At 63.0% G+C, this 20336-nt stretch carries 20 protein-coding genes; 9 read left to right on the plus strand and 11 right to left on the minus strand.

Features of this window, described 5'->3' with window-relative positions:
- Window positions 1-23: 23 nt before the first annotated feature.
- The 4 genes from KTJ77_RS08915 to nrdH form a co-directional block, all read right to left on the minus strand.
- On the minus strand, window positions 24-545 hold the full coding sequence (locus KTJ77_RS08915; RefSeq protein ID WP_217338040.1) for a hypothetical protein: 522 nt from the start codon (window positions 543-545) through the stop codon (window positions 24-26).
- Window positions 546-771: 226 nt separating this feature from the next.
- Window positions 772-2931, minus strand: a complete 2160-nt coding sequence (gene nrdE / locus KTJ77_RS08920; protein ID WP_217338041.1) for a class 1b ribonucleoside-diphosphate reductase subunit alpha — start codon at window positions 2929-2931, stop codon at window positions 772-774.
- Complete coding sequence (nrdI, locus tag KTJ77_RS08925) at window positions 2913-3323, minus strand: class Ib ribonucleoside-diphosphate reductase assembly flavoprotein NrdI (RefSeq protein ID WP_217338042.1); 411 nt, start codon at window positions 3321-3323, stop codon at window positions 2913-2915. Before nrdI ends, nrdE begins: the two co-directional genes overlap by 19 nt.
- A gap of 48 nt (window positions 3324-3371) precedes the next feature.
- Entirely contained in the window at window positions 3372-3605 is a 234-nt protein-coding gene (gene nrdH, locus KTJ77_RS08930) for a glutaredoxin-like protein NrdH (protein ID WP_217338043.1), read from the minus strand.
- Window positions 3606-4047: 442 nt separating this feature from the next.
- Between nrdH and KTJ77_RS08935 the strand changes: the two genes are divergently transcribed.
- From KTJ77_RS08935 to KTJ77_RS08945, 3 genes are read left to right on the plus strand one after another with little or no spacing between them, the layout of a single operon-like run.
- Window positions 4048-5298 (plus strand): MFS transporter, encoded by a 1251-nt coding sequence (locus tag KTJ77_RS08935; protein WP_367948876.1) that lies wholly within the window; start codon window positions 4048-4050, stop codon window positions 5296-5298.
- Window positions 5299-5354: 56 nt separating this feature from the next.
- Entirely contained in the window at window positions 5355-6110 is a 756-nt protein-coding gene (locus KTJ77_RS08940) for an alpha/beta fold hydrolase (RefSeq protein WP_217338045.1), read from the plus strand.
- A 40-nt stretch (window positions 6111-6150) separates the two neighbouring features.
- A complete protein-coding gene (locus tag KTJ77_RS08945; RefSeq protein ID WP_217338046.1) occupies window positions 6151-7305 on the plus strand; it encodes an acyl-CoA dehydrogenase family protein in 1155 nt (384 codons plus the stop codon).
- Between the two features lie 45 nt (window positions 7306-7350).
- Here the strand turns inward: KTJ77_RS08945 and KTJ77_RS08950 are convergent, their stop codons facing one another.
- Window positions 7351-7623, minus strand: a complete 273-nt coding sequence (locus KTJ77_RS08950) for a metal-sensitive transcriptional regulator (RefSeq protein ID WP_217338047.1) — start codon at window positions 7621-7623, stop codon at window positions 7351-7353.
- 34 nt (window positions 7624-7657) lie between these two features.
- Here KTJ77_RS08950 and KTJ77_RS08955 point away from each other — a divergent pair, with 34 nt between their 5' ends.
- Genes KTJ77_RS08955 through KTJ77_RS08965 form a run of 3 tightly spaced genes read left to right on the plus strand, consistent with a single transcriptional unit; the run spans window position 7658 to window position 10411 of the window.
- The gene (locus KTJ77_RS08955; RefSeq protein ID WP_217338048.1) at window positions 7658-8932 is read left to right on the plus strand and encodes a DUF445 domain-containing protein; all 1275 of its coding nucleotides are present in this window, start codon (window positions 7658-7660) and stop codon (window positions 8930-8932) included.
- A 56-nt stretch (window positions 8933-8988) separates the two neighbouring features.
- Window positions 8989-10074, plus strand: a complete 1086-nt coding sequence (locus KTJ77_RS08960) for a M4 family metallopeptidase (protein WP_217338049.1) — start codon at window positions 8989-8991, stop codon at window positions 10072-10074.
- Complete coding sequence (locus KTJ77_RS08965; RefSeq protein WP_217338050.1) at window positions 10052-10411, plus strand: protealysin inhibitor emfourin; 360 nt, start codon at window positions 10052-10054, stop codon at window positions 10409-10411. Before KTJ77_RS08960 ends, KTJ77_RS08965 begins: the two co-directional genes overlap by 23 nt.
- Here the strand turns inward: KTJ77_RS08965 and KTJ77_RS08970 are convergent.
- The 3 genes from KTJ77_RS08970 to KTJ77_RS08980 all read right to left on the minus strand — a co-directional run bounded on the left by KTJ77_RS08970 (window position 10408) and on the right by KTJ77_RS08980 (window position 13442).
- Window positions 10408-10962, minus strand: a complete 555-nt coding sequence (locus tag KTJ77_RS08970) for a dihydrofolate reductase (protein ID WP_217338051.1) — start codon at window positions 10960-10962, stop codon at window positions 10408-10410. The two genes, KTJ77_RS08965 and KTJ77_RS08970, sit on opposite strands and share 4 nt — an antisense overlap.
- A 2-nt stretch (window positions 10963-10964) precedes the next feature.
- The gene (locus KTJ77_RS08975) at window positions 10965-11771 is read right to left on the minus strand and encodes a thymidylate synthase (protein ID WP_217338052.1); all 807 of its coding nucleotides are present in this window, start codon (window positions 11769-11771) and stop codon (window positions 10965-10967) included.
- 222 nt (window positions 11772-11993) lie between these two features.
- The gene (locus tag KTJ77_RS08980; protein ID WP_217338053.1) at window positions 11994-13442 is read right to left on the minus strand and encodes an HNH endonuclease signature motif containing protein; all 1449 of its coding nucleotides are present in this window, start codon (window positions 13440-13442) and stop codon (window positions 11994-11996) included.
- A 293-nt stretch (window positions 13443-13735) separates the two neighbouring features.
- Here KTJ77_RS08980 and KTJ77_RS08985 point away from each other — a divergent pair, with 293 nt between their 5' ends.
- Window positions 13736-14614 carry an agmatinase family protein gene (locus KTJ77_RS08985; protein WP_217338054.1) on the plus strand — a complete coding sequence of 293 codons (879 nt, stop codon included), beginning with the start codon at window positions 13736-13738 and terminating at the stop codon, window positions 14612-14614.
- Window positions 14614-15084 carry a histidine phosphatase family protein gene (locus tag KTJ77_RS08990; protein WP_254367722.1) on the plus strand — a complete coding sequence of 157 codons (471 nt, stop codon included), beginning with the start codon at window positions 14614-14616 and terminating at the stop codon, window positions 15082-15084. Before KTJ77_RS08985 ends, KTJ77_RS08990 begins: the two co-directional genes overlap by 1 nt.
- Here the strand turns inward: KTJ77_RS08990 and hutI are convergent.
- From hutI to hutH, 3 genes are read right to left on the minus strand one after another with little or no spacing between them, the layout of a single operon-like run.
- Complete coding sequence (hutI, locus tag KTJ77_RS08995; RefSeq protein ID WP_217338056.1) at window positions 15081-16229, minus strand: imidazolonepropionase; 1149 nt, start codon at window positions 16227-16229, stop codon at window positions 15081-15083. The genes KTJ77_RS08990 and hutI overlap by 4 nt on opposite strands.
- On the minus strand, window positions 16229-17887 hold the full coding sequence (gene hutU, locus KTJ77_RS09000) for a urocanate hydratase (RefSeq protein WP_217338057.1): 1659 nt from the start codon (window positions 17885-17887) through the stop codon (window positions 16229-16231). Before hutU ends, hutI begins: the two co-directional genes overlap by 1 nt.
- Window positions 17888-17918: 31 nt before the next feature.
- Window positions 17919-19454 (minus strand): histidine ammonia-lyase, encoded by a 1536-nt coding sequence (gene hutH / locus KTJ77_RS09005; RefSeq protein ID WP_217338058.1) that lies wholly within the window; start codon window positions 19452-19454, stop codon window positions 17919-17921.
- 61 nt (window positions 19455-19515) lie between these two features.
- Between hutH and KTJ77_RS09010 the strand changes: the two genes are divergently transcribed.
- Complete coding sequence (locus KTJ77_RS09010) at window positions 19516-20277, plus strand: IclR family transcriptional regulator (protein WP_217338059.1); 762 nt, start codon at window positions 19516-19518, stop codon at window positions 20275-20277.
- Window positions 20278-20336: the final 59 nt, after the last annotated feature.

Here is a 20336-nt window from a genome sequence, read left to right on the forward strand (position 1 = left end):
GCTGTTTCACGTGGATTGACGCTTCATGGGCAAGCGTCGACCGCAACTAAAACGGCGGGCTTACCGTCTGATCGGGAGCGGCTCCCGGATTTCGGCTGCAGCCCGGCAAGCCCGAGCCTCGTCTCAACGGCTCGCGGTAGCGGTGGAAGGACCGCTGCAACGCCTTTCGGAACCTTCGCGAGGCCCGCCACAATCTCGAATCGTTCGCCGGATACGGTCTTTACTTTGAGGCGCGAGTATTCGCCGCGACCGCCCCACGTTAGTTCGTTGATATCGGCAAATCTGAACGACCGGGATTGGCCACCCCACGACACATTGACCCGATCCTGACTAAACACGACCACGTAGTCAGTCTGCCTCCGCCGCAACACGGCCATGAGCACGAGGTAGGCCGGGATGCCGAAGAACACCCCGAGGAAGATCAGCATGAATCGCGGGCTGGCCAGAATAATTGATTCTCCGGTCGCGATGAGAATCGCGACAATGGTGAGGCCGCCGGCGAGCACAGTAGCAACGATCCACCCGGTGAGCGAACGGAGGGTCATTTCGATCGCTGGAACGTGAGCGTTACCCGGCGGGGTTCATGGGCCCACTCTGGTTCGATGAGGGTAACCGGTTTGCCGCTGGCACTCATCGACAGTCGGCCAACCAGGGCGATGCTGATCCACGCCGTCGTTCCCCACGCCATCAGCCGATAAGTGCGATCCGTCGTTCCACGCAAACGACAGCGGGGGCGCACCGTGATGGTGCACCCCCGCTGTCAGGTAAGCGTTACAGCATGCAGCTGACGCAACCTTCGATCTCGGTTCCTTCCAGCGCCATCTGGCGGAGGCGGATGTAGTAGATCGTCTTGATGCCCTTGCGCCATGCGTAGATCTGCGCACGGTTGATGTCGCGCGTCGTTGCGGTGTCCTTGAAGAACAGCGTCAGCGACAGACCCTGGTCAACGTGCTGCGTGGCAGCCGCGTAAACGTCGATGACCTTCTCGTAGCCAACCTCGTACGCGTCCTGGTAGTACTCCAGGTTCTCGTTCGTCATGAACGGCGCCGGGTAGTAGACGCGGCCGATCTTGCCTTCCTTGCGGATCTCAATCTTCGACGCGATCGGGTGGATCGATGACGTCGAATTGTTGATGTACGAGATCGAGCCGGTCGGCGGAACCGCCTGCAGGTTCTGGTTGTAGATACCGTGCTCTTGCACCGATGCCTTGAGTGCTGCCCAGTCTTCGCGGGTCGGCAGGGTGTGACCAGCGAACAGTTCCTTCGCCTTCTCGGTCACTGGCAGGAAGTCGTTCTCCAGGTACTTGTCGAAGAACTCACCAGACGCGTACTTCGAGTCAGCGAAACCATCGAAGGTTTCGCCACGCTCGATCGCGAGCTTGTTCGACGACGTCAAAGCGTGGAACAGCACGGTTGCGAAGTACACGTTGGTGAAGTCGATCGACTCTTCCGAGCCGTAGTAGACGTGCTCACGAGCAAGGAAGCCGTGCAGGTTCATCTGGCCGAGGCCGATAGCGTGCGAACGGTCGTTGCCATCTTCGATGGAGCGCACCGACTCGATGTGGCTCTGGTTCGAGACGGCAGTCAGCGCACGAATCGCGGTGTCGACGGTTCCGGCGAGGTCGCCGCCATCCATCGACAGCGCAATGTTCATGGAGCCGAGGTTGCACGAAATGTCTTTACCGATGACGTCGTACGACAGGTCAGCGTTGTACGTCGTCGGCGTGTTGACCTGCAAAATCTCCGAGCAGAGGTTCGACATGTTGATGCGACCCTTGATCGGGTTCGCCGCGTTTACCGTGTCTTCAAACATGATGTACGGGTAGCCCGACTCAAACTGAATCTCGGCAAGCGTCTGGAAGAACTCACGCGCGTCGATCTTCGTCTTCTTGATGCGCGAGTCATCGACCATCTCGTGGTACTTCTCGGTCACCGAAATGTCGCCGAACGGCACGCCGTAGACCTTCTCGACGTCGTAAGGCGAGAACAAATACATGGCCTCACCCTTCTTGGCGAGTTCGAACGTGATGTCCGGAACCACAACACCGAGCGAGAGGGTCTTGATGCGAATCTTCTCGTCAGCGTTTTCACGCTTGGTGTCAAGGAACTTCATGATGTCGGGGTGGTGCGCGTTGAGGTACACCGCGCCCGCACCCTGACGTGCACCGAGCTGGTTCGCGTAGCTGAAAGAGTCTTCCAGTAGCTTCATCACGGGGATGATGCCCGAGGACTGGTTCTCGATCTGCTTGATCGGTGCGCCAGACTCACGGATGTTCGAGAGGAGCAGAGCCACGCCGCCGCCACGCTTGGAGAGCTGCAGTGCCGAGTTGATGCCGCGGGCAATCGACTCCATGTTGTCTTCAATGCGAAGCAGGAAGCAGCTGACGAGCTCACCGCGCTGTGCCTTACCTGCGTTCAGGAAGGTCGGTGTTGCCGGCTGGAAGCGGCCAGACGTGATCTCATCAACGATCTGCTCGGCAACCTTCTGGTCACCGTCAGCCAGCGCGAGAGCGGTCATCACGACGCGGTCTTCGAAGCGCTCGAGGTAGCGCTTGCCGTCGAACGTCTTCAGCGTGTAGCTCGTGTAGTACTTAAACGCGCCGAGGAAGGTTTCGAAGCGGAACTTCGCATCGTACGCGCGGTCGTTCAGCGACTGAATGAACTCGATCGGGTAATTGTTGATGACCTCGGGTTCGTAGTATTCCTTCTCCACCAGGTAGTCCAGGCGCTCCTGCAGGGAGTGGAAGAACACCGTGTTCTGGTTGACATGCTGGAGGAAGAACTCACGAGCTGCGCGGCGGTCAGCGTCAAACTGAATGTTGCCGTCAGCATCGTAGAGGTTCAGCATCGCGTTCAGCGAGTGATAGTCCATGCCATCAAAGGCAGGGTTGTTCTTGAAGGTCTTGTCATCCTTCACTGCAGCTTCCACCATCGTTCCAATCCGTCGCTCACGCGATCGACATCTTCGCTCGTGCCAAATACCTCTACTCGATACAAGTGCGGCACGTGGCACTTGCGGCTGATGATGTCTCCGGCGAGGCAATATGCTTCGCCGAAGTTTGAGTTTCCGGCGGCGATGACGCCGCGAATAAGACTTCGGTTGTGCTCGTCATTGAGAAACCGAATGACTTGCTTGGGGACCGCTCCGTGCCCGTCTCCCCCACCGTAGGTGGGAGTGACAAGCACGTACGGTTCATTGACAATCAATGGCTCATCAGTGCGATACAACGGAATGCGCTGTGCACGTGCACCTAATTTGTCAATAAAACGTGCGGTGTTACCTGAAACGCTCGAAAAGTAGACGAGGAGTGGAACGTCGGTCATTGGCCGACGTTCTTCCGCGACCGCCGCAACCGACATGATGTTCCTCGGTTATGCCAGACGCGACGCGAGCTCGTCGATCTTGTCGGGACGGAAGCCTGACCAGTGGTCTTCGTCGGTGATGACGACCGGCGCCTGCATGTAGCCGAGTGCCTTGACCTGCTCGAGTGCCGTCTCGTCTTGCGAGACGTCGAGGATTTCGTATTCGATGCCCTTAGCGTCGAGTGCGCGGTAGGTCGCGTTGCACTGTACGCAGGAGGGCTTGGTGTAGACCGTGACCGACATTATTTGACCGTCTTTCCCCTCGGATAATGATGATTGCCCGGCAAACCCCCGCCGGTCACTCAATACTACATATAGGTACCGACATTGGGGCCGACCACAAGAACTAGTAGTTACATTCTTGTAGTTATCCACCGCTTTCCTCCGGTTAGTCACAATCTGTCCACCGTTTCATCCACAGCTAGCGCCCCTCATTACGACGTCAAAAGCCGCGTGTTCTCGCGCCTTAATCGGGCGCTACCACGATCCATCCACAGGCGCGCACGAATCTGGTTCCGTCGGCATCCGAATTGCTGTGGAGAACACCGCTCGGCGTGTCGCACGAGGCCCGAATCGGCTCCTTTTTGCAGAGCATATTTGTCACCTTTTCGCAAGCAGAATCATGCCCCTCGCGGTCAGCTTTTATTCACCAAACTGCACCAACGAGACGATACTCTTGTACCTCGTGGCATCAGCGGGATACAAGGATCTACTCAGCACTCCTGGCGTCGGGCGAATCATCGCGGCGCAACTCATTGCACGATTCCCCAACGGCATGGTGTCGCTGGCGATTCTCATGCATGTGGAGCAAGCGACCGGCTCATACGGAAACGCCGGCATCGTGCTGGCTGTCACCTCGATCGGTCAGGCTATTTCCGGCCCCGTCATCAGCCGCTGGATGGGCAAGTGGGGCATGCGCCCCGTGCTCCTGACCGCCATGATCATCTGCGCGCTTGCGATCGCGGCGATTGCTCTGGTTCCGGTCAGCATGGCGCTGTACATCACGCTCGGCTTCATCGCCGGCATCTCTACCCCGCCGATTCAGTCGGCGGTGCGCACTATCTACCCCAAGATGGTCACCGCAAAACAACTCAACCCGCTGTTCGCGCTCGACGCGTCGCTGCAGGAAATCATCTGGATCATCGCGCCGGTACTCATCACCTTCATCGTGATGCAAATCTCGACCACGATTGGTCTCTGGGTCATCGTGACGATTCTGGTGCTCGGTGGGCTCTGGTTTATCTACTCCCCCGAAGTCGGGCGAGTGCGTATTCCGCAGAGCCGCCGCAAGCTCGGCAAGGTTCTGACTAAGATTCCCGTCTTGCTCGCCACGATCATGGGCTTCCTCCTGATCGGAGCCTGTGCCGCTGTTGAGGCTGGCGTGGTGGCTACCTTCGGTCACGCGGAAGACGGCGGCCACGGCGGAGGTTTGGAAGCCGGCTTCGTTCTCGCCGTGTTCTCCGTTGGATCGCTCATCGGCGGCCTCTTCTCCGGGCGTCTCGCAATTTCGCAGTGGTCCATGGCGCGGCGCCTTCTAATTGTCACCGTCGGTCTCGCCGTCATTCCGTTCTTCGTCCACCCAGACTGGGCGGGCCAGCCCTTCGCCATCGGCGCCGCACTCACCCTCGCTGGCCTCGGAGTCGCGCCGGTGCTCACCGTCATTTTCGCGATGACCACGGCAAGTGTGAAGTTCTCTGACACCGCCGAAGCGTTCGGCTGGGTTGCCACCGGTCAGCTCATCGGCGCCGCCGCCGGCTCCGCGGTTGCTGGCTTCCTGATTGACGGCATCGGCCCGGCAGGCGCCTATATCGCCGCAGCCGGATTCGCGTGCGTCGGCCTCGTCATCGCGATCCTTGCAGTGCGTGGATTCCCCGACCTGCGTTTCCGTGACGCATCACCGCTTCCCGACACCGCGCCGATCAGCACGATCGCATAACTCGCCGCCGCGCGGTTGTGGAACCACATGGCGCGTCGAAAAAGTAGGCTGTGGGCATGACGTCTCCCGTGATTCTGCCGTTCACATCCTGGGGTTCTCCGACCGCGCCGCTGCGCGCGCTGCTCGTGCATGGGCTCGGGTCAAACGGCGCACTGATGTGGCGCACGGGAACCACGCTCGGCGATGCGGGTTGGCGCGCAGATGCCGTCGACTTGCGCGGGCATGGCATCGCACCGCGCGCGCTCGACTACACCATCGCTGCGTACGGCACCGATCTGCAATACACGCGCAATGGTGATCGGCCGTGGGATGTCGTGGTGGCGCATTCGCTCGGTGGCGCGGCGGCGACCTGGGCGGCGGCAGCCGACGCGACATGGACCAAGCGCCTCATTCTTGTCGATCCTGCTATTCACCTCGCCGGTCGCGATCATCGCCTGATTCGCGCGAGCCAACAGCGCTCTTTTGTTGATGGTTCCGTCGAGGCGTCATGGGATCAGCACCCGCATTGGCATCCGCAAGACCACGAACTGAAGGCGCTTTCGGTTGCACAGTCGAGCCACTGGGCAATCGAGCAGACACTGGATCAGAACGAGACGACATGGGATGTGCGGGCCGAAGCCGCGCGCATAACGACGCCGACGCACGTCATTGGCGCCGACCCGAAGGTGTACTCCATCTTTACCGGCGACCTGGCGGCTGAAGTGCTCACCAACCCGACCTTCTCGATGTCGGTCGTCGCAGGTGCTGGACACTCGCCGCATCGCGATAAGCCGACCGAATACATCGAGCACGTGCGCGCGGCGCTCTCGTGATCGCGATGCCACCAGCCCGCGGTCGGGAGAGAATGTCAGTATGACGTTCGATGCCGAAGCTTTCCTCCCCGACGATCTGATCGCTCGTATTCGTGAGCGCGCACCCCGCATTGACGCGGAGAACCGCTTCCCCGACGAAGATCTCGCGGAGCTGGCGGCAGCCGGGTACCTGAAGATTCTGGTTCCTACCGATCGGGGCGGTGCCGGGCTCACGCTGGAGCAGGCCGCGGTGCTGCAACAGCGCCTCGCGACGGCCGCGCCGGCAACGGCGCTCGCGATCAATATGCACCTGGTGTGGACAGGGGTCGCGAAGATTATGCGCGATCGCGGCTTCGATGAGCTCGCGTTTGTACAGGAGGGTGCCGCACGCGGTGAGGTGTTCGCCTTCGGCATTTCCGAAGCGGGCAATGACCTCGTGCTCGGCGGTTCTGACACCGTCGCCACCCCGACGGCTGATGGCGGTTACGCCTTCACCGGAACCAAGATCTTCACATCCCTCGCCCCGGTGTGGACACAGCTCGGCCTGCACGGCCTCGACAGCACCGATCCGGACAACCCCCGCCTGGTCTACGCGTTCATAGATCGCACCGACGCGGTCGTCACGCGCGATGACTGGGACACGATGGGCATGCGCGGAACCCAGAGCCGCACGACAGAACTCCACGGCGCGGTAGCCTCCCCCGCACACGTCGCGCGCGTGGTTCCGCTCGGCGAGCCCGACCCGATCATGTTTGGCATCTTTGCGGCGTTCGAGATTCTGCTGGCGTCGGTGTACACCGGCATCGCTCGGCGCGCGATCGACGTCGCCGTCGAGACTGTTGGCAAGCGCCGTTCAAAAAAGACCGGCAAAACGTACGCACACGACGCTGACATTCGCTGGCGTATCGCCGACATGGGGCTCGCGTACGACGCGCTCCTCCCCCAAATCGCGATGATCGCCCGCGACGTTGACGACCGGGTCGACCACGGCAGCCTGTGGTTCGCGAAGCTGTCTGGCGTGAAGCACCGTGCGGTTGTGATGGCCAAGCAGGTTGTCGACGAAGCGATGCTGACCGGCGGCGGGTCAAGCTACTTTGCCCGCAGCGAGCTGCAGCGTCTTTACCGTGATGTGCTTGCTGGCATGTTCCATCCGTCAGACCCGGAGTCGGCACACGCCACGATGGCGGCCGCTTGGCTAGGAGCGCTGGAAGACTAGCGGAACCTGTTTGCGGCTTCACGACGCACCCCTGGTTCCGGCACCCTACTTGCCTGACACCTCAAAAGCCTTCAGCATTTCGGCGATGGCCTGCTCGCGCTGTTCTCCGCCGTGCTCCATCATGTGGCTGACGTGCTGGCGCAAGTGGTTCTCCAGGAGAAGCTTGTTCAAAGACTCCAGCGAGCGCTGGATGGCGCGGGACTGCGTGATGATATCCATGCAGTAGTCCTCGTTGTCGATCATCTTCGCGAGGCCGCGCATTTGCCCTTCCAGGATGCTGGTTCGGTGCAACGCACGCTTTTTGATGTCTTCGATCACGCTCGAAGCCTACTCCTGGTGAAAGGATGGCGGCATGGTTCGCACACCGACGGCTCTGCTTTCTCCCGCCGATCAGGAGCGCCGACGCGCCCTGCGCACGATGAAGGGTGTCGCCCTCGGCGCGCTCATCGGAATGGCGGTGCTGTTTTGCGTCGCGTTCGTGCTGCAGCGCGACGTCGAGGCGTGGGGGTATGTGCGTGCCGCTGCCGAGGGTGGCATGGTGGGTGCGCTCGCCGATTGGTTTGCCGTTACGGCGCTTTTTCGGCATCCGCTCGGGATTCCGATTCCGCACACGGCGATCATTCCCAAGCGCAAGGATGAAATCGGGCGTTCGCTCGGCGAGTTTGTCGAGACGAACTTCCTCTCCGGCGAGGTCGTCGAGAAAAAACTCGGCTCGACGGCGATTTCGAAGAACCTCGGAACCTGGCTGAGCTCCCCTGAGCACGCGCGGCGCGTGGGCACGGAATCGGCGACCCTCGCGGCCAACGTCTTGCGCGCGCTCAGTGACGACGATGTGCAAGATCTCATTGGTGATCTTGCGCGTGACCATCTGCTCAATCCGCAGTGGGGACCGCCTGCAGGCACCTGGCTGGGCAAGGTTGTTGAGTCAAACGCCCATCATGGTGCGGTGGATCTCGCCGTCGACAGCATCGCCACCTGGTTGCACAATAACCAGAGCTACTTTTCCGGGCTCCTGTCCAAGCGCCTGCCGTCGTGGGTGCCGTCGCTCGCGCACCGCTTCGTGGATGACACCGCGTATAAGGAGGCGGTCAAGTTTGTGGGTGCGGTGCAGGCTGACAAGGAACATCAGGCGCGACATGCGATCGACGCGTATCTCGCGAAGCTCGCCGACAATTTGCAGCACGATCCGGTGACGATGGCGAAGCTGGAGGACGCGAAGTCGGCTGTTTTTGACAGCCCGCGCGTTCGAGAACTGGCTGGCGAGGCGTGGAACACGGTCAAGGTGGGGTTGCTGGAGTCGCTGGAGAACCCGACCAGCACGTTGCGCGCCCGCATCGATGCGGCCATCTTTGATTTCGGCCAGCGGCTCACGCGTGATGATGCGCTCCAGGCGCGCCTCGACGCCTGGATTACCCAGGCGGCAGTCTTCGTCGTGGAGCGGTACAAGCACGACATCGCCAGCATCATCACCGACACTGTCGAGCGATGGGATCCCAGCGAGACGACGGAGAAGATTGAGCTCATGGTCGGCAAAGACCTGCAGTTCATTCGCCTCAACGGAACCATTGTCGGCTCGCTGGCTGGTGTGCTCATCTACACGATTGCACACGCCGTCTTGGGGGCGTAGGCCCGTCGTTTTCGTGATCGCGCGACAGTGTCGGTGATCAGGCGTAGCCTCCCCTCATGGCGACATTCCAGGCAATCATTCCGCCGTATCTGCTGAATCGGCTGGCGCAGACGGGCGATGAGCAGTATCCGACGGCTGCCGCGGCCGCGCGTCGCACGATCGCGGCGGGGCGTCCGCCGTTTCGGCATCGCGCACAACTTGATCTCTCTGTTGATGGTTCCGGTTCACTCATTGTCGAGCTGACCGATGCCCCGAATCGTACGATCGCGGATGCTGAGAACACGCAGGTGCTTCCCGGAACCATTGTGCGAGAAGAAGGTGCAGAGCCGGTGGCAGATGCCACGGTGAATGCGGCTTACGACGGTTTGGGTGCCACGTTTGATCTGTTGCTCCGTGCGTTTCAGCGCAATTCCCTCGATGGGGCTGGCGCTGCGCTCAACGCGACCGTGCACTACGGCGAAGACTACGACAATGCCTTTTGGGACGGCGAGCGGATGGTCTTCGGCGACGGTGATGGTGAGGTGTTTGTGGGGTTCGCTAACTCCCTGTCTGTGATCGGTCACGAGCTCTCGCACGGTGTGATCCAACACACGGCGAACCTCGCGTATCGCAATCAATCGGGTGCCCTCAATGAATCGATTGCTGATGTATTTGGCGCCCTCACCGAGCAGTATTTTGGCCAGCAGACGGCTGATGAGGCGAGCTGGCTGATTGGTTCCGAAATCTTCACCGCGGCCGTGCAGGGGGTGGCGCTGCGCAATATGCTGGAGCCCGGCACCGCTTATGACGATGACGTTCTCGGCCGTGATCCGCAGCCTGGGCACATGCGCGATTACGTCACGATGATTGAAGATAACGGTGGGGTGCACGTGAACTCGGGCATTCCGAACCGTGCGTTTGCCCTGTTGGCTCGCGATCTGGGTGGGTTTGCGTGGGATCGTGCTGGCCTGATTTGGTATCGGGCGCTGACGGGCACCCTGTCGACGACGGCAACCTTCATCGAGTTTGCTGACGCCACTGTTTCTGCGGCGCAGGCGGAGTACGGTAAAGCCTCAGAGGAGGTGCGTGCCGTTAAGCGAGCCTGGCGCGCGGTTGGTGTTTATGACGAATCGCGAGGTAATGCCTCCCAGCAGCGACGATGAGGCGCGGGTTGGGGCCGAGTCGGGGGCAGAGGAGGCGAAAGACGAGCCGCATATTGCGGTGCGGGTGACGCGTAGCGGCGGAGTTGCGGGCATCACCCGTCGTTGGCAAGCGGAAGCTCCGGCGGGTGACGAGTCGCACTGGGTTGCCGTCATCGAGGAGTGTCCGTGGAATGCGACGCCACCGACAGATCTGCGTGCGGACGGCTTCATGTGGCGCATCGTTGCCGTGATTCGGCACGATGAGCGCTCGGTCGTGCTCCCCGAATCGGCGGTGGTCGGGCCCTGGGCAACGCTCATCAGGGTCGTGCGTGACGCAAGTGTTGAGCCGGGCGTCTAGAGTTCTTCGTCTAACGCCCAGGTTTCGAAGCGGTATGCCGGGCCGCGGTCGGAGGGCGTGAAGCCGTCTTCGGGAGTCGACGTCACGTTCACAAAACCGGGAGGTAGCGCGGGAGCGAAGGTGTCTCCGTCTGGCACTTCGAGGTCAAGTACCGTCACGACCGCGATATCGGCGCGGTCTGCGGTGCTTTCGTAGAGCGCACCGCCGCCGACAACCCATACGAGTTCGCCGCCGGGAGCGTCGGCAGCGGCGGCAAGCGCGTCATCCAGGTTGGTGAAAACGCGAGCGCCAGCGGCTTCCGCTTCGGCGGTCACATGGGGGTCGCTCGTGAGCACGAAGTTGGTGCGTCCGTCAAACGGTCGAAAGCGCGGTGGGATGGACTCCCATGTGCGCCGTCCCATCACGACCGGGTGACCCATCGTCGTCTCTTTGAAGTGCGCCATGTCTTCCGGCGCCTTCCACGGCATGTCTCCTGCGCGTCCGATGACACCGTCACGGGTCTGCGCCCAGATGAGGCCGATGGCCTGGGGCGGAAGTTCAGGAAGCTGCATGGCTAGACCGCAACCGGTGCCGAGATCTGCGCGTGGTGCTGGTAGTTATGCACCGCGAAGTCATCGAACGAGTAGTCAAAGATCGACTCGGGCGTACGCGTGAAGGTGAGCGTGGGCGACGGGAACGGTTCGCGCTCCAATTGCGTCTTGACCTGTTCGAGGTGGTTGTCGTAAATGTGTACGTCTCCACCTGTCCAGACGAATTCGCCGACATCGAGACCGACCTGCTGGGCGATCATGCGGGTCAGCAACGCGTACGAGGCGATGTTGAAAGGCACGCCGAGAAACATGTCGGCGGAGCGCTGGTACAGCTGGCAGGAGAGTTTGCCGTCAGCGACGTAGAACTGGAAGAACGCGTGGCACGGCGGCAACGCCATGTTCTTGATCTCGGCCACGTTCCAGGCGGAGACGATGATCCGGCGGGAGTCTGGGTTGGTCTTTAACTGCTCAATGACCTGAGCGATCTGGTCGATGTGCTCGCCATCGGGTGTCGGCCATGAGCGCCACTGCACGCCGTACACCGGTCCGAGTTCGCCGTTTTCGTCGGCCCACTCGTTCCAAATGCGCACGCCGTTCTCTTGTAGCCAGGAGACGTTTGATTCGCCACGCAAGAACCACAGCAGTTCAAGCGCGACCGACTTAAAGTGCACGCGCTTGGTGGTGATCAGCGGGAAGGAATCATTCGCCAGGTCAAACCGCAGCTGCCTGCCAAACACGCTTGTGGTTCCGGTGCCCGTGCGATCCGTCTTGTGGGTGCCGTTGGCCAGCACATCTCGCAGCAGATCCTCATACGGCGTCGCGATCGTCATGGCTCCCATCGTATGTGGCTCAGGGCTCCCCGGCTCCATTCGGTGGGTCATGTCGCGTAGCGGCGCGGTCTCAAACACGACGCCTGTCTGACATAGGGGCGGGGTGTACGCCGGCCCGCTCAGCCCAGCTTTGGGCGAGCTAGGCGGCGATGCCGTAACAAACAAAGCCGGGCCGGGTGGGGTGGGGTGGGGCAGATCGTCGCTCAGTTAGGCCGTCGGCCGTTAGGCGGCGATGTCGTATCGAGCGCGGCCGCCGAGGCGTGGGGTTTGTGTCGGGTCGACGGTGGCGGGTGGGATGATCCACACTTTCGACGTACGTTTGGTGCCGTCGACGTGGATGGTCCAGCCATTGTCGTGAATACGGTGATGGCAGCTCGTGCAGAGCAGGACGCCGTTGTTGAGGTCGGTTGGGCCGGTGTCTCGCTGCCACCATCGGATGTGATGCGCTTTCGTCATTTGGGGTGGCAACCCGCACATGACGCATCCGCCGTCTCGTTCGACGAGCGCGAGGCGTTGCGCCTTCGTGAAGAGTCGCTTTTCACGACCCCAATCGAGAATCTCACCATCCGACCCGAGGACAGCGGGGATAACACCACCACTCGCGGCCATTTGCCTGCAGGTGCTGATGCTGATCGGCTGGTCGGTGCCGTCGATCGTCGCGACACCAGTGCCGGCGGTGAGGTCATCAAGGCTCACGCGGACAATGACGGTCGCGCCGGTGAGGGGGAGTTCGTTGTTGTCGCATCCGGTGATGTGCTCGCAGATCGCGGTGAGCGCGTCGGCTTGCAGTTGCGCGACGGTGCGACGATCGTCACCCGGCATCGCCCATCCCTCGGGAGCGTCCCCGGCCGCGGCAGTTCCCACATCATTCGGGACGCCAGAGCCCGTGGCGGTGCCTTCGCATGTGTCACTGTGACCGGCGTTGGCGTTGGGGTTGGTGTTGCGGGCTTGGAAGGTGGCGGTGACCCAGGCTTGGATCGCGTTCTTGATCGGGGCACCTGACGCGACGTCGGTGCGGAAGTTCACGAACAGGGACCCGTCACGTTCAAACATCGTCAGTGACCGGCTGGCACGGGCCTCATCTTCGCGAGGTTCAACACCGTCGGGGTTCAACCATGCTTCGGCGCGGGTGACGAGTTTGCGGACGTCATCACACGAGAGCCCCGCAGCACCCTCCACCAGAAGAGCCTCAGCCTCAACGATCTGCTCGATACTCGCGTTCAGGCGCGCACGGTCCAGCATCGCGACGATCAGCGACCCGGCGGCCGCGGCAATCGTGCCCCGCTGTAACGCGTCTTGTACCGCCGGATACTTCGGAGGCAACTTCTCACCGAGCAGGTTCGACCGCGGCGCGGTCGCTTTACCCAGTTTTGTGAGCTTTGACGCATCGCCGGTCGTACCACCGGTTGTTGCCGCGATCAGCGTCGCCGAGTTGCGAAAACCCTGCTGCTTCGCGAGACCATCCGGCCCCAACTCAGGCCGTGACTCATGCTCAATGCCCGCGGCGACTTCTGCGCGGAGTCCGTCAAACCTTCGTTGCAATGTTCCCATCGCGGCATTCACTGCCAGTAACTGCGTGCGGTCTAAATCGGTGCCACATTCCGCATCGCACCACGCCGACTCGAGCGCCGCAACGGCTTCGAGAAGAGGGGTGAGATGTGGATTGCTCATACCCCCATTTTAGAACAGAGCTTCGAATAGTTCAAGGATTTTCAAGAATAGGAATGAAAAACTTGTGCGCGATATGCCTCCCTTTCTCATCGTGGCCGCGACTCACACCCGCTCAGCGACCACCATTCCCCATCGCGGATCAACAAAAGGAACACCCGAGACGACACCGTCCGCCGCGCATACTCACGACCCGCCCCTGCTAGTTCCGCCTGAGCCCACTCCACCCCTAGCCCCGCAGCATCCGCCACTGAATCCTCGACGTCACTGCGCAGCGGCGATAGTGTGAACGAACCATGGCTCTTTCGTTTGATCCTCTGTGGCCGCGTGCTGGCGGCTGGCCCGCTTTTGATGGTTCCGCCGATGTCGCCGTTCTCGGCGTTCCTGCGCACCTGACCTCCCTCTCCCCAACGGGAGCGCACGAGACCCCTGCGGCGATTCGCGAGGCAATTCAACGCTTCTCCCCCGCGCTAGTGACGGGCGAGCACATCGTTGATCTCAGCGAACTGATCGTTCGCGACGCGGGCGACGTGCGCGACCCTGACAGCCCCGAGGGCGAAGAGCGCACCACGGCGCACGTCTCCGAACTCGCCCGCACGTCGCGCCTGGTCGTCGCGCTCGGTGGCGACAACAGCGTCACGTACGCGGCGGCGCGTGGCGCGCACGCCACCGGACTCATCACGCTTGACGCGCACTACGACGTGCGTGATGGCGTCTCTAACGGTTCGCCCGTACGGAGGCTCGTCGAATCGGGCCTTGATCCGCACCGCATCGTGCAAATTGGTATCGCCGATTTCGCGAACTCGGTCGCGTACGCAAAGCGCGTGCGTGACCTCGGCATCACGGTGATCGGCATCGATGACGTGCGTCGCCGCGGCATCGACGATGTCGTCGCCGAGGCACTGGAAATTGCCGGCACCGGCCCCGTGCACTTCGATATTGATGTCGACGTTGCCGACCGTTCGGTCGCCCCCGGATGCCCGGCAAGTGTTCCCGGTGGCCTCGCCGCATGGGAGTTGCGCGCCCTGGTGCGCGGCATCGGACGCAGCACTACGGTGGCATCAGCCGACATCACCGAGGTCGATGCCACCGCCGATGCCGAAGATGGCCGCACCGTCCGCCTCGCGGCCCTCTGCCTACTCGAACTCATCGCCGCCGTCTCGGAGCGTGCGTGATGCAACTGACCCTGATTCGGCACGCGAAGAGCTCGTGGGACGACCCCGACCTCAGCGACTTTGACCGCCCGCTTGACCGTCGCGGTCTGCGCGACGCTCCCGTGATGGCACACCTGGTGGCCGCCCGCAAACAGCAGATCGACGTGATCCTGTCATCGACCGCCGTGCGCGCGGCAAGCACCGCCCAGTACTTTGCCGATGCGCTGGGCGCCGAGATTGAGTTCTTCGACCAGCTTTACAACGCCGACCCGCGACGCATCGCCGATCTGGTCGCCGAACGTGAAGAAGAAAACGTCGCTGTGGTGGCGCACGACCCCACACTCAGCATTCTGGCGCGGCACTTCGGTCCGCAGATTCCGCACATGCCGACATGCGCCGTCGCGTGGTTCACGTGGGGCGCAGACACATGGCGCGAGGCATTCCGCACGCCGCCGACGCGCGTGCAGTACGACATCCCGCGAGAAAACTAGCCGGTAATTACCCGCTCCACCATCGGCACTCCCGGCCGGTATGCCAGGTGGATGCGCGAGGGTGCCCGCAACACTGCGAGGTGAGCGGCGGAACCAACGGCCAGGTTGCCGACGTCGGTGCGGCCGAGCGCCGCAGCACCTCCGGCTGTTGCCGCCCACACGGCCTCGGCAGGAGACATCCCCATCTCGCGCACCGCGAGGGCGATCATCAGCGGCATCGAGGTCGTGAAGCTGGTGCCCGGGTTGCAATCGCTCGCCAACGCCACGGTCACCCCCGCATCGAGCAAGCGCCGCGCGTTCGGATACGGATGCTTCGTCGAGAACTCCACCCCAGGCAGCAGCGTCGCCACAGTGTCTGAGCCGGCGAGCAACGCCACATCGTGATCACTGAGGTAGGTGCAGTGATCAACGCTTGCCGCCCCCATCTCGACGGCCAACGCCACGCCACCGCCCTCGCCGAGCTGATTGCCATGCACGCGCGGCTTCAGCCCCGCTTCAATTCCTGCCTGCAAAACACGGCGAGACTCGTCCACGTCAAACGCACCGCGTTCGCAGAACACGTCGATCCAGGTGGCGTACGGCGCAACCGCCGACAGCATGTCACCGCACACCAGATCCACATACGCATCACGGTTGTCGGCATACTCGACCGGAACCACGTGGGCACCGAGGAAGGTGACCTCGTCAGTGACTTCTCGCGCGAGGCGCGCGAGCTTAGCCTCCGACTCAACGTCGAGGCCGTAGCCCGTCTTGATTTCCAGGGTCGTGGTTCCCTGGCTCAGACACTCGGCGACAAACCCGTGCAGTCGCGTGCGCAGTGCTTGATCCGACGCGTCGCGTGTCGCCGCGACAGTCGTGCGGATCCCGCCAGCCGCATACGGGGTTCCGGTCATTCTGGCGGCAAACTCCTCGGCCCGATCCCCACCGAAAACAAGGTGCGTGTGACTGTCAACGAACCCGGGGATGACGGCCGCACCCTCCACGTCGATCACGCGCTCCGCTGGTTCCGCGCGCCGGGCGTCACCGACCCAGGCGACGCGCCCGTTCTCGATGCGCACGGCGGCGCCATGTAGCGTGCCGCACGCGTCGCTATCGGTGGCGACGTTCGTCGTGAGCTCACCAATGCCGGTGACGAGGGTTGCCATTAGGCGTCCATCATCGGAATTGTGAGGCCCCGCTCTCGCGCGATATCGGCGGCGTGCTCATAGCCAGCATCGACGTGACGCATAACCCCGGTACCCGGGTCGTTCGTCAATACCCGCTCAATCTTCTCGGCGGCAAGCGCCGTACCGTCGGCGACGGTCACCTGGCCAGCGTGGATCGATCGGCCAATACCGACGCCACCGCCGTGGTGAATCGAGACCCACGAGGCACCGGACGCGGTGTTGAGCAGGGCGTTCAGCAGCGGCCAGTCGGCGATCGCGTCGGAACCATCCTTCATGGATTCGGTTTCGCGGTAGGGGCTGGCGACGGAACCAGAATCCAGGTGATCACGGCCAATCACGATGGGCGCGGAGAGTTCTCCTGATGCCACCATCTCGTTGAACTTAAGACCAGCCAGGTGGCGCTCCTTGTAGCCCAACCAGCAGATGCGGGCGGGCAGACCCTCAAAGTGCACCTTCTCGCCCGCCTGCTCGAGCCAACGGTGCAGCGCGGCATCGTGCGGGAAGAGCTCGGCAATGGCGCGGTCGGTCTTGCGAATGTCTTCCGGGTCGCCGGAGAGCGCCACCCAGCGGAACGGGCCACGTCCCTCTTCAAACTGGGGGCGAATGTACGCGGGCACGAAGCCGGGGAACTCGAAGGCGCGGTCGTATCCACCCAGTTGCGCTTCTGCACGGATCGAGTTGCCATAGTCGAAGACAGCGGCACCCGCGTCTTGAAACTCGACCATCGCGCGCACGTGAGCCGCCATCGCCGCGCGAGACTTTTCGGTGAACCCTTCCGGATCCCGTGTCGCTTCCGCCTTCCACTCATCGACGCTGACGCCGATCGGGAGGTAAGCGAGCGGATCGTGTGCGCTGGTCTGGTCGGTGACAATATCGATGGGGGTGCCACGGCGCAGAAGTTCGGGGAACACCTCGGCGGCGTTGCCAACGACGCCGACCGAGAGGGCCTCCCCCGCGTTCTTCGCGGCAACGACGCGTTCAACGGCAGCGTCAAGATCGGTGGTGTACTCGTCGAGGTAACCGTGGTCGACGCGGCGAGCCAAGCGGCTTTCGTCGACGTCAACGATCAGCACGGCTCCGCCGTTGAAGGTGACGGCGAGCGGCTGCGCGCCGCCCATGCCGCCAGCGCCGCCGGTCAGCGTGAGCGTACCCGCAAGGCTTTCACGCCCGAGTGAACGTGCAACAGCAGCGAAGGTTTCGTATGTGCCCTGCAGGATTCCCTGCGTGCCAATGTAGATCCATGATCCGGCGGTCATCTGGCCGTACATCGTGAGGCCGAGGTCTTCGAGACGACGGAACTCCGGCCACGTCGCCCAGTCGCCGACGAGGTTGGAGTTGGCGATGAGCACCCGAGGCGCCCAGTCGTGTGTGCGAAAGACACCCACCGGCTTGCCCGACTGCACGAGCAGCGTCTCATCGGGCGCCATCTCATCAAGCGTGCGAATGATCGCGTCATATGCCGCCCACGATCGCGCGGCCCGTCCGGTTCCGCCGTAAACGACAAGGTCTTCTGGGTGTTCGGCAACCTCGGGGTCGAGGTTGTTCATCAGCATGCGCTTGGCGGCTTCCGCTCCCCAGCTCTGTGCTGTGCGTTCGTTGCCGCGGGTCGCGCGAATGGTGCGTGGCGTCGTTGTCATGCTCACTCCTTGTTCGATGTGCGTCGTGCGCTTAGTTGTTGACACCGCGGGCAGCGGCGAGAACCTGACCCGAGAGCACCATCTCGGTGATGGCCTCCATGTCTGGCGAAAGGAAACGGTCGGGGCCGGGGCCCGCAACCTCGGTACGGATGAGCTCGCGGACGGCTCCCGTCGCGGGGCCAGGCTGCAGCGGCGCACGCAGGTCTAGTGCGCGAGAACCGGTCAGCAGCTCAATAGCCAGCACTCGGGCCAGGCCATCAATACCGCGGCGGAGCTTGCGGGCAGCGGCCCACCCCATCGACACGTGGTCTTCCTGCATCGCAGACGACGGAATCGAGTCGACGGATGCCGGAACCGCGAGACGCTTCAGCTCAGACACAATGCCTGCCGCCGCGTACTGCGCGATCATCAGGCCGGAATCCACGCCCACTTCATGAGCGAGAAACGGCGGAAGCCCGTGGCTGCGGGACTTGTCGAGCGCACGGTCGGTACGGCGCTCAGAAATCGAGGCGACATCGGCAATCGCGATCGCAAGGAAGTCGAGCACGTAAGCAACCGGGGCCCCGTGGAAGTTTCCGTTCGATTCCACCCGACCATCGAGAGTGACGACCGGGTTATCGACGACGGACGCCAGCTCGCGGTCCGCGATGAGGGCGGCGTGTGCGGCGGTGTCGCGGGCGGCGCCGTGCACCTGCGGCGAGCAACGCAGCGAGTACGCGTCCTGCACGCGGGTGTCTTCCGGGCCCTTGTGGCTCTGCACCATGGGAGAAGGATTGAGGTACGCGCGCAGGTTCGCGGCGGATTGGCCCTGACCAAGCTGCGGGCGCAGGTCCATGAGGTCTTGCGCGAACACCGCGTCGGTGCCGAGCTGCGATTCGATCGACATGGCTGCAGACAGATCAGCAACTTCGAGGAGGTTCTCCAGGTCGTGCAGCGCGAGCACGAGCATGCCCAGCATGCCGTCCGTGCCGTTGATGAGGGCGAGCCCCTCTTTCTCCCGCAGCTCAAGCGGCGCAATGCCCGCGGCATTCAGGGCTTCGGCAGCCGGAACCTGCACGCCGGCAACACGTACGTCACCTTCGCCCATCGCGGCGAGCGCGATGTGCGAGAGCGGGGCGAGGTCTCCAGAGCACCCGAGTGAACCGTACTCCCGCACGATCGGGGTGATGCCAGCGTTCAGCATGGCCGCGTACGTCTCAACGACGATGGGGCGCACACCCGTGCGGCCAGATACCAGGGTGCGCAGTCGCAACAGGTGCAGCGCCCGCACCACTTCCGTCTCGACTTCAGCCCCGGTTCCGGCGGCGTGCGAGCGGATCAGGCTGGCCTGCAACTGGGCGCGGCGGTCGGGAGAAATGAAGGTCGTGGCAAGCGCACCGAACCCGGTCGAGACACCGTAGTGCGGCACCGCATCGTCGGCGAGGGCCTCGATGCGAGCGCGCGACTCGGCGACGCCGGCGAGGGCGTCAGGGTCGATCGTGACCGGTGCGCCGTGGCGCGCGACGGCGACGACCTCCGCAGGGGTGAGAGGAAGACGGCCGACGGTCACGGTCTGGAGAGCACTCATAGTCTGATTTCACACCGAAGCTGCGCCCGGAAACAGGGGTTCATGCCACAATGTGTCTGATATGTCAGACACTCCAGCGCGCATTGTTCCGGCCGCAGATCAGACGCTGCGGATCCTCACGCTGATGTCGCGCGCCCGTGGGCCGCTGGCGGCGAGCGTGATTGCGAAGACCCTGACGATCCCCCGTTCGACCGTTTATCAGCTGCTTGACACCCTGCAGCTCAACGGATTCGTCGTACATGTGCCCGAATCACGCACGTGGGGGCTCGGAACCGCGGCGTTTGAACTCGCAGGCGGTTTCGCCAGGCAAGAGCCGTTGGCACGCCTCGGGAGGCCGCTCCTCGCGACCCTCACCGACCGCATCGGCGAGTCCACTCACGTTGCCGTGATGAGTGGCCGCGATGTCGTTTACATCGTCGAAGAGCGTGCCGCGCGCCGCCCCGCTCTCGTCACGGATGTGGGCGTGCGCTTGCCCGCGCACCTCACTGCGACTGGCCGCGCGATGCTGGCTGCGCTGCCCGCCGAGCAGGTGCGCGCGCTGTATCCGGATGCATCGGCCTTCGCCGACCGCACCGGCCGCGGGCCACGCTCACTCTCCGAGCTTCGTGCCCTGCTACGCGAAACGCGCGCCGCCGGCATCGCCACGGAAGACGGCGAAGTCACCTCTGGCATGCGCTCGGTTGCGGTGGCGGTGCGCGATCACACCGGCTGGCCGGTCGCCGCGGTCGCCGCCACATGGAGTGATCACACGTCGGCCGACGACGTCGCCATCATCGCCGCCGTCACCGACGCAGCCGCCACCCTCGCAACCCGACTGCGGTAGCTGGTTCCGCGCCTCCAGCGCCCCGGGTTGCGCGTCGCGACAGAAGGAAAAAGACGCGG

The organism is Microbacterium sp. NC79, from assembly GCF_019061125.1.
GTDB lineage: Bacteria > Actinomycetota > Actinomycetes > Actinomycetales > Microbacteriaceae > Microbacterium.